Annotated in this window: 6 protein-coding genes and 1 pseudogene; 4 read left to right on the top strand and 3 right to left on the bottom strand. The window is 71.3% G+C overall.

The window, feature by feature from the left end:
• Positions 1 to 1040, bottom strand: a pseudogene (locus VFO68_RS05605) (prenyltransferase); the annotation flags it as partial.
• A 549-nt stretch (positions 1041 to 1589) separates the two neighbouring features.
• Between VFO68_RS05605 and VFO68_RS05600 the strand changes: the two are divergent.
• The 3 genes from VFO68_RS05600 (at position 1590) to VFO68_RS05590 (ending at position 5761) form a co-directional block, all read left to right on the top strand.
• Positions 1590 to 4178, top strand: coding sequence for a glycoside hydrolase family 9 protein (locus tag VFO68_RS05600; protein ID WP_325157077.1), 2589 nt, complete (start codon positions 1590 to 1592; stop codon positions 4176 to 4178).
• Between the two features lie 129 nt (positions 4179 to 4307).
• A complete protein-coding gene (locus tag VFO68_RS05595) occupies positions 4308 to 4853 on the top strand; it encodes a PAS domain-containing protein (RefSeq protein WP_325157076.1) in 546 nt (181 codons plus the stop codon).
• On the top strand, positions 4850 to 5761 hold the full coding sequence (locus VFO68_RS05590) for a methyl-accepting chemotaxis protein (RefSeq protein WP_325157075.1): 912 nt from the start codon (positions 4850 to 4852) through the stop codon (positions 5759 to 5761). Before VFO68_RS05595 ends, VFO68_RS05590 begins: the two co-directional genes overlap by 4 nt.
• Before the next feature lie 53 nt (positions 5762 to 5814).
• Here VFO68_RS05590 and VFO68_RS05585 read toward each other — a convergent pair whose 3' ends face one another.
• Complete coding sequence (locus tag VFO68_RS05585; RefSeq protein ID WP_325157074.1) at positions 5815 to 7131, bottom strand: MFS transporter; 1317 nt, start codon at positions 7129 to 7131, stop codon at positions 5815 to 5817.
• A 366-nt stretch (positions 7132 to 7497) separates the two neighbouring features.
• Between VFO68_RS05585 and VFO68_RS05580 the strand changes: the two genes are divergently transcribed.
• The gene (locus tag VFO68_RS05580) at positions 7498 to 8364 is read left to right on the top strand and encodes a helix-turn-helix transcriptional regulator (protein ID WP_325157073.1); all 867 of its coding nucleotides are present in this window, start codon (positions 7498 to 7500) and stop codon (positions 8362 to 8364) included.
• 8 nt (positions 8365 to 8372) lie between these two features.
• Here the strand turns inward: VFO68_RS05580 and VFO68_RS05575 are convergent.
• Positions 8373 to 8764: molybdopterin-dependent oxidoreductase (locus VFO68_RS05575; RefSeq protein ID WP_325157072.1), on the bottom strand; the 392-nt coding region annotated here is incomplete at its 5' end.

Genomic DNA, 8764 nt, shown 5'->3' with positions numbered 1-8764 from the left:
GGGGCCGGCGCCCCGGTCAGGATTCGTACGGCGTAGGCCGTTTCCTCGTAGGTGCCGCGCCACCGGCCCCATGACCCGTCGGCGCGCTGGGTGCCGAGCACCCAGTCGGTCGCCCGGCGCAGCGCCGGTCCGGCCCGCGGGCCGCCGTACCCGGCCAGCGCCGCGGCGCAGTGCGCGGTGGCGTAGTAGGGCGAGGCGTGCCACTTGTCCCACCAGCACCCGGCGGCCTCCTGCTGCCCGCACAGCCAGTCGGTCAGCCCGGCTCGGATCGCCCGGTGCCGGCCCGGCGCGCCGGCCCCGAACGCCTGCAGCACATGGGCGTTGGTGCTGGTCGACGCCGTGCGCTCGGCGGGGAAGCTGGCGAAGTGGTCGCCGTCGCGGTAGCCGAGCAGGAGGTCCGGGCAGCGCGGCCGGCCCACCAGGGCCAGGGCGTACAGGGCGGTGGCGGTGTCGTCGGCATCCGGCGGCAGCCCGGGTCCGCCGGCCACGCCGCGCTCCCCGAATGCCGCTTCCAGGCTGTCCACCAACGGGTCCGCGACCGGCGGCACCAGGCCGGCGGTGGCCAGCGCGACGAGCACCCAGGCCCGTTCGAAGACGGCGAGCGGGCCGGCCACCGGTACGCCGCCGGCCCGGGCGGCCCGCTCGAGGTAGCTCACGCAGGGATGCCGGCGGGCGCGCACCGCGGCATCGCCGAGCCAGGCGGCGGTGGCCGCCGGGGAACAGCCGACCGTGCCGGCCCGCGGCCGAACGCCCGGCGCCCCCCGCGCGGCCGCGCCGAAGATCTCTAAGGAATGCACCAGGGTGGCGGGCGGTCCGGTGCCGCCGGCCGTGTCTCGTCGAAGCGCCTCGAGCGGTTCGGGACCGGCGGCCGGGTGTGCGGCCAACCGCCGCCCGCGCCACGCCGCCAGTGCGGGCGGCAGGCCCGCCGCGAGTCGTTCGTTGATCGCCGCGATCAGGCCGGGCACCGCGTACTCCACCGCGACGGTGTCCGGCAGGTCCGGCGCCGGCCCGTTGTCGAGCCAGCCGAACAGTCGGCGCAATCCGCGATTTACGGAATCGGAAATGCCTGCGGGATTCGCCGCAATTCGCGGGCAAACGATTGTGAACAGCAGAGCCTCGGTGGCGCTGAGGGTGGGAAGAAGGGCATATTCTGGTGGATCGTTCCATTCGCCGGCCGGTCGTTGCCGGCCCAGCAGAAACCTCAATCTCTCGCTATGGCCAGGCAATGACGGCGCGTACCGCACCACCCGTGCGGTCTCGTAGACGGATGGTGAGAAGTCTCCAAAAGGGTCGCCGGCGGTTTCCGTCAGGAGCGCCCCGGCGCGGGCGTGATACGGCGACATGAATCGTCCTTGAAAGGGTGGGGTGGGGGAATGAATGAAGGTAGCAGACCTGTCCGGACAATCGAGGAAATGGGAAGAATTGGGCCGGATGGGGGGAACCCACGCGAGGCGGGCCGGGCGGTGGCCGGAGGAGATCACTGGGAGCGCTCCCTCTGTGACCCGTTGACAACATGCCCGTACAACCGCAACCATGCTGAGAGCCATCTGGGAGCGCTCCCAGAAGCGCCGCGGCGAAAGGACACAGTCGTGAACCGCCCCGCACATCGACGTGCCCGCCGCACGGTCGGCCTGCTGGCCGTGGCCGTGCTAGCCGCGACCGGGCCGGCCGTGCCCGCACAGGCCCAACCGGTTGAGCTGATCGAGAACGGCACCTTCGACGCCGGCACCGCGCCGTGGTGGTGGACCGGCAGCGCCCCGGCCGCCGTGACCGACGGCCGGCTCTGCGCCCAGGTGGCCGGCGGCACGGTCAACCCGTGGGACGCCATCATCGGCCAGAACGACCTCGGCCTGCAGAGCGGCGAGTCCTACGAGTTCTCCTTCGACGCGTCGGCGTCGATGCCGGTCGGGGTGCTGGCCAAGGTGCAGCTCCAGGTCGACCCGTTCTCCGAGCGACTGTCCCGGCCGGTCACGCTCGGCCCGACCCCCCAGCATTTCTCCTTCGTGTTCACCTCAGACGTGAACAGCGACATCGAGCAGGTGGCGTTCCAGATCGGCGGCAGCGCACAGCCGTGGACGCTCTGCCTGGACAACGTCTCGCTCACCGGTGGTGCGCCGCCACCGGTGTACGTGCCGGACACGGGCCCGCGGGTCCGTGTCAACCAGGTCGGCTACCTACCTCAGGGGCCGAAGAACGCCACCGTTGTCACCCCGGCGACCACCCCGCTGCCCTGGTCCCTCGCGGACCCGGGCGGCCGGGTGGTCGCCTCCGGGGTGTCGACCCCGCGCGGCGTGGACGTCGCGTCCAACCAGAACGTGCACACCATCGACTTCTCCGCGGTGCGCACGCCCGGCGCCGGCTACACCCTGACCGCCGACGGCGAGACCAGCTACCCGTTCGCCATCGGCGACGTCTACGGAGCGCTGCGCTCCGACGCGCTGCAGTTCTTCTACATCCAGCGCAGCGGCATCCCGATCGACGGCGCGCTGGTCGGTCAGCAGTACGCCCGGCCGGCCGGGCACGTGGGCGTGGCCCCCAACCAGGGCGACACAAGTGTCGCGTGCCAGCCCGGCGTGTGCGACTACCGGCTGGACGTGCGGGGCGGCTGGTACGACGCGGGCGACCACGGCAAGTACGTCGTCAACGGCGGCATCGCCACCTACCAGCTGCTGTCCACCTACGAGCGCACCCTGACCGCGGCCGGTGCCACTCCCGCCGCGTTGGCCGACGGCACGCTGCGGCTGCCCGAGCGCGGCAACCGGGTGCCGGACATCCTCGACGAGGCCCGCTGGGAGCTGGAGTTCCTGCTGCGGATGCAGGTCCCGGCCGGGCAGCCGCTCGCCGGCATGGCCCACCACAAGATCCACGACCAGAACTGGACCGGCCTGCCGCTGGCCCCCGAGGCCGACCCGCAACTGCGCGAGCTGCACCCGGCCAACACCGTGGCCACGCTCAACCTCGCCGCGACCGCCGCCCAGTGCGCCCGGCTCTACCTGCCCTACGACAAGGCGTTCGGCAACCGGTGCCTGTCCGCGGCGCGCACCGCCTACGCGGCGGCCAAGGCGCACCCGGACATCTTCGCCAGCCCCACCGACGGCAACGGCGGCGGCACCTACAACGACAACGACGCCAGCGACGAGTTCTACTGGGCCGCGGCCGAGCTGTACCTGACCACGGGCGAGGCGGCGTTCCTGACCGACCTGCGCTCCTCGCCGCACCACACCGGCAACGTGTTCTCCGCCACCGGCTTCAACTGGCCGCAGACCGCCGCGCTGGGCCGGCTGGACCTGGCCACCGTGCCCAACCGGCTGCCGGCCGCCGAGCGGGCCGCGGTCAGGCGGTCGGTGACCGAGGCCGCCGACGCCTACCTGGCCACCTCGGCCGCCGAGGCGTACGGCCTGGCCATGCCCGGCGGGCGCGGCAGCTACTTCTGGGGCTCGAACAGCAACATCATCAACAACGCGATCGTCATCGCCACCGCGTTCGACCTGACCGGTGACCGGCGCTACCGGGACGGCGCGCTACAGGCGATGGACTACATCTTCGGCCGCAACGCGCTCAACCACTCCTACGTCACCGGCTGGGGCACCAAGACGCCGCAGAACCAGCACAGCCGGATGTACGGCCGCCAGCTCAACCCGAACCTGCCCAACCCGCCGGTCGGCTCGATCGCCGGCGGCGCCAACACCGGCCTGGAGGACCCGTTCGCCGCGGACCTGTTGGAGGGTTGCGCGCCGCAGTTCTGCTACGTCGACGACATCCAGTCGTACTCGACCAACGAGGTGGCGATCAACTGGAACTCGGCGCTGGCCTGGATGGCCTCGTTCCTGGCCGACCAGGGCACCGGGGCGCCCGTCCCGCCCGGCGCCTGCCGGGTCGGCTACCAGCAGGTGGCCCACACGGCCGGCGGGTTCCTGGCAACCGTGAAGATCACCAACACCGGTCGCGCGGCGGTCACCGGCTGGACGGTGTCCTGGTCGTTCCCCACCGGGCAGCGGCTCGCGCTGACCCTGGGGGCCGACGCCGCCCAGCAGGGCCCGACGGTGACCGCCCGCGACCTCGTCATCAACCGCCGAATCGAGCCGGGCCGGTCGGTGACCTTCGCTTTCCTCGCGGCCAGTCCGCTGGCCAACCCGGCACCCGAACTGTTCCGGCTCAACGGTTCGGTCTGCGGGTAATCCCCGCACCTGTCGCCGGGCCCGGTTCCGTCCCTCGTCGGACCCGGCGGCAGGGCCGGCAACTCCTCAGGTGGCATGTCCCGTTGCCGATCGTGAGATGGCTGGGAAACACAGGCCATCGGAGTTGTCATGCGACAGGGCGGCATCCCACCTACGGGGATCGAACGGCACTTTCAGCCAGACGAGCTGATCGTCAGTAAGACCGACCCCCGTGGTGTCATCACCTACGCCAACGATGTCTTCCTTCGGATGTCGGCATACCCCGAGTCGGAGATCCTCGGTGCGCCGCACAATGTGCTCCGCCACCCGGACATGCCCCGGACGATCTTCCACCTGCTGTGGCAGACCCTGAAGGCCGGCCAGGAGGTCTTCGCCTACATCGTCAACCTGGCCAAGGACGGGGCGCACTACTGGGTGTTCGCCCACGTCACACCCTCCTACGACGCCGACGGCCTGCTGGTCGGCTACCACTCCAACCGCCGGGTGCCCGACCCGGCCGCCGTGCGGGCGGCCAGCGGTCTGTACACCTCGCTGGTGCGCATCGAGCGCGAGCACGCCCGCCCGGCCGAGGCGATCGCCGCGGCCATGGAGTCCTTCGACAACCGCCTCACCGACCTTGGCCAGACCTATGACCAGTTCGTCTGGTCGCTGACCCGACAGGAGATCCGCCCATGACCGCCGGTACCAACCCGACGGTGTTCCAGACCTTCGCCGACGTCTGCGCCCGCGCCTCCCGCGGCGACCTGGAGGCCCGGGTCCCGGCGACCTCGGACGACCCGGCGGTGGTCGCGGCCCGTGACGAGCTCAACCGGCTGCTCGACGTCGTGGACGCCTACGTCCGGGAGTCGACCGCCGCGCTCTCCTCGGCCAACGAGGGCCGCTTCCACCGCGTGTTCCTCGAGGGCGGCATGACCGGTGCCTTCGCCGAAGGCGCGCAGAAGATCAACGAGGCTCGGGAGGCGATGCAGGCCGCGACCGACGAGGTCGACGCGGCCCGCGCGGCCCGCCAGTCGCTCGCCGACGAGATGGAGACCGCCGTGCTGTCGGCCTCCGAGCAGGTCGCCACCGCGGCCACGGAGATCGGTGCGACGGCCTCGGGCCTGGCGTCCTTCGCCAGCAACGCCGCCGACGAGTCCGGCCGGGCCACCCAGACCGTCTCCGCGCTGGACGCCGCCTCCGACGAGATCAAGCAGGCCGTGCGGATGGTGACCCAGGTGGCCGCCCAGACCCGGCTGCTCGCGTTGAACGCGACCATCGAAGCCGCCCGGGCCGGCGACGCCGGCCGCGGGTTCAGCGTGGTGGCCAGCGAGGTGAAGTCCCTCGCGGACGAGGCCAGCAAGTCGGCCAGCGCCATCAACGAGCGGGTGGCGATGGTGCAGCAGGCGTCCGCCGAGGTGATCTCCGTGCTGGACAACATCACCGGCAGCATCCGCCAGATGGACTCGATGACCGCGGGCATCGCGGCCGCCATCGAGGGTGGCGTGCACGAGGAGGGGGCGGGCGACATGACCGGCCTGTCGCGGCTCGCCGAGATGCTCCGCTCCCAGGTGACCCGGTTCGTCGAAGAGGTCCGCAGCGCCTGAGACCAGTTGACGGCCGGGGGCCGGCGCCACGGCGCCGGCCCCCGGTTCGTTCGTCAGCCCCTGCGCTGCTGGGGAATGGTCGGGAACATCAGCTCGACCACCCGGGGCCCGGACCGGATGGTCACCGGCAGGCCGGCGATCATGCCGGTGAGCACCTGTCCACACAGGACCAGCATGAGCGCGATCAGCGGCCATTCCCAGACCTGGGTGGCGCTGTGCAGCAGGCCGACGCCCAGTGCGGTGGCACCGGCGATGGCGTAGCCGATGCCCTGCACCATGGAGGACAGCGCGGCGGCGGTGTCGGTGTTGGAGTCGGCGCGCAGCGAGATGGTGGTCAGCGCGAGGCCGACGGCCGGCATGCCGAGCCCGAGCCCCACCGCCCACACCCACGGCGCGTAGGTGGGAACCAGGAGCAGCCCGGCGACCGCGATCATGTTCGGTGCGGCCAGCGCGAGGGCCAGCCCGGACTGGCTCTTGCAGCGGCGGGCCCACTTCGGCACCCGCAGGGCGATCGGCACGCCCAGCGCCATCGCCACGGTGAACAGCCAGGCCACCTGCTGCGGCGGCACCGCCGCCCGGTTGAGCAGCATGCTGGGCAGCCAACCCATGATGCTGAACGTGAAGCCGGAGGTGAGTCCGAAGTGGATGGTCAGCGCCCACGCGGTGCTGGCCGGTTTGAGTGACAGCGGGCCGGTCCGCCGCGCCGCGCCGACCGGCGCCGGCCGTTCGGGGAAGTTGCGTCCGGCCACCCGCCAGGCCAGCCAGCCGGCCCCGGCGAGCAGCGCCCAACTGCTGGCGCCGAGCTGCCACGAGGTGTGGTCGGTGATCTGCGGGGTGACCAGTGCGCCGACCGCGCTGCCGCTGCCCAGCGCGGCCACGTAACACCCGGTGAGCGTGGCCCATTCGCGCGGCGGCGCGGCGTGCACGATGGCCGGCAGCAGCGTGCCGAGGACGGCGATCGCGAGGCAGGCGGTGATCGTGCCGGCCAGCAGGACGTAGGCGTTGCCGGCGACCCGGAAGGCAAGGGAGACACCGAGAACGACGAGAGCGCCGGCGACCGTGCGCATCGTGCCGAACCGCACCCGAAGCGCCCAGGTGAGCGCGCCGCCGGCGGCGAAGCACCAGACCGGTGCCGCCACCACGACCGAGGCCAGCATGCCCGACATTCCGATATCGAGCTGAACGTCGTTGAGAACCGTGCCCAGGCTCGTGACCGCGGGCCGCAGGTTCAACGCCAATAGCGGAACTGCCAGCAGAACCGCCAGCGGCAGGGCCATTCGGGACCGGTCTACCGCGGCCAGGGGTTGTGCCACAGCGTTGTTGTTGTGCTGGGGCGTGGCGGCTTGCTCGACGGCATTGTCTTGCTTCACGTCGGGCCTCCAGCTCGAAAGAGGTGACCCGGCCGCGGTGATCGCACGTAGGGGGAGCTACTTGTCGGGTTGTGCGGCGGCGGCCGCGCCGTGGCGTAGGCGCGTGTGAACCCGCCGCCGGGGCTGGTGGCGCTCGGCGATTGGTTGGTGGATATGTGTTGTCAACGGCGAACTGGTGCGGTCACCGGACCTTGCCAGGGCGGCTATGGTGGAGGTTTGGAGCACTGCGGCGATACAAGGTAACTCGTTACTAAGTAAGAGGTTACGCCGTAACATGGCGTGACGGAACGGCTTCACATCACAATTAGGTGATCCGCGCAGCTCGGGTGGTCTTGTACAGCGGGAAAAAGAGAGGACGTAACCCTGGTGGTCGCACCGAGCCCGACCGTGCTCAAGCGATATGTGGCGCTCGAACTGCGCAGGCTGCGGGAGGCGGCCGGGTTCAAGCGCGATGACGTGGCCAGGCGCGCGGGCTGCGCGACCAGCCACATCACCCATCTCGAGGTGGCCCGCAATCTCCCCAAGGTTCCCGAACTGGAACTGCTGCTGCGGCACTATGGGGCCGCCGAGCGCATTCCGGCATTTGTCGATCTCGTCGAGGCGGCCCGCACCGGCCGGGACTGGTGGGTCCCGTTCGCCGACGCCGTTCCGGACTGGTTCGAGCTGTTCCTCGGCCTGGAGTCGGCCGCGGCGGAGATCGCCAGTTACGACGCGTTGGTCATTCCCGGCCTGTTCCAGACCCCCGACTACGCCGAGCGGATCGTGCGCACCGGCGCCCCGGCGCTGACCGGTGCCGAGGTCGCGCAACGGGTCGAGCTACGCATGGCCCGCCAGGACGTGCTCACCCGCGAGCCGGACCCGCCGACCGTCGACGCGGTGCTGGACGAGTCGGTGCTCTACCGCGGCGCAGGCGAGGAGATCGTGCTGGCCGAGCAGCTCAACCACCTGCTCAAGCTGACCGAGTCGCCGACCATCACCATCCGGGTGCTGCCGCTGTCCGCCGGCATGCACCCCGGGGTGAGCGGGGCCTTCGTGGTGCTGTCCTTGCCGGACCTGCTGGAGAACGACCCCGGCGTGGTCTACACCGAGGACCGGGTGCGCGGCATCTACTACGACGATCCGGCCGTGATCGCCCGGCACCGCAGCACGCTCGACCAGTTGCGCGAGCAGGCCTACGGGGTCGAGGAGTCCCAGGTGACGCTGCGCCGCCGGATCGAGGAGCTGAGCCAGTAGCTCAACAATCACGTCAGGGGAAACGGCGGCTGCCACCACCAGGGGGCGTCGCTCAGCTCGAGCCGGTCCACCCACTTCACCCACCAGAACCCGCGCCGCCCGGGCGCCACCAGCCGCACCGGGAACCCGTGCCCGGCCCGCAGCGGCACATTGCCGACGGTGTGCGCCAGCAACAGACTGTCCAGATCCCGCACCGGAAACCGCACCCAGTACCCGGTTGCTGACCGCACCACCAGACTGCGCGCCGCACCCGGATCGGGAAACAGCGCCCGCAGCGGCATCCCGACCCAGTCCTGCACGGCGTACCAGCCGGACGTGCAGTCCAGCGTTGCCCGCACCCGTGTCGTGTGCCGCGTCAGATCGGTCAAAGCCAGTTCCCGGTCGCCCGCCCGCAACCGCC

Source organism: Actinophytocola sp., assembly GCF_035712165.1.
Lineage (GTDB): Bacteria > Actinomycetota > Actinomycetes > Mycobacteriales > Pseudonocardiaceae > DASYTH01.
Note: the sequence above shows the minus strand (reverse complement) of the source record. Positions and strands in the feature narration are given on the sequence as shown.

Bases quoted from the DNA above. Each gene is read 5' to 3' on its own strand.
- VFO68_RS05590 (WP_325157075.1), top strand. From the start codon at position 4,850: ATGACCGCCGGTACCAACCCGACGGTGTTCCAGACCTTCGCCGACGTC.
- VFO68_RS05595 (WP_325157076.1), top strand. From the start codon at position 4,308: ATGCGACAGGGCGGCATCCCACCTACGGGGATCGAACGGCACTTTCAG.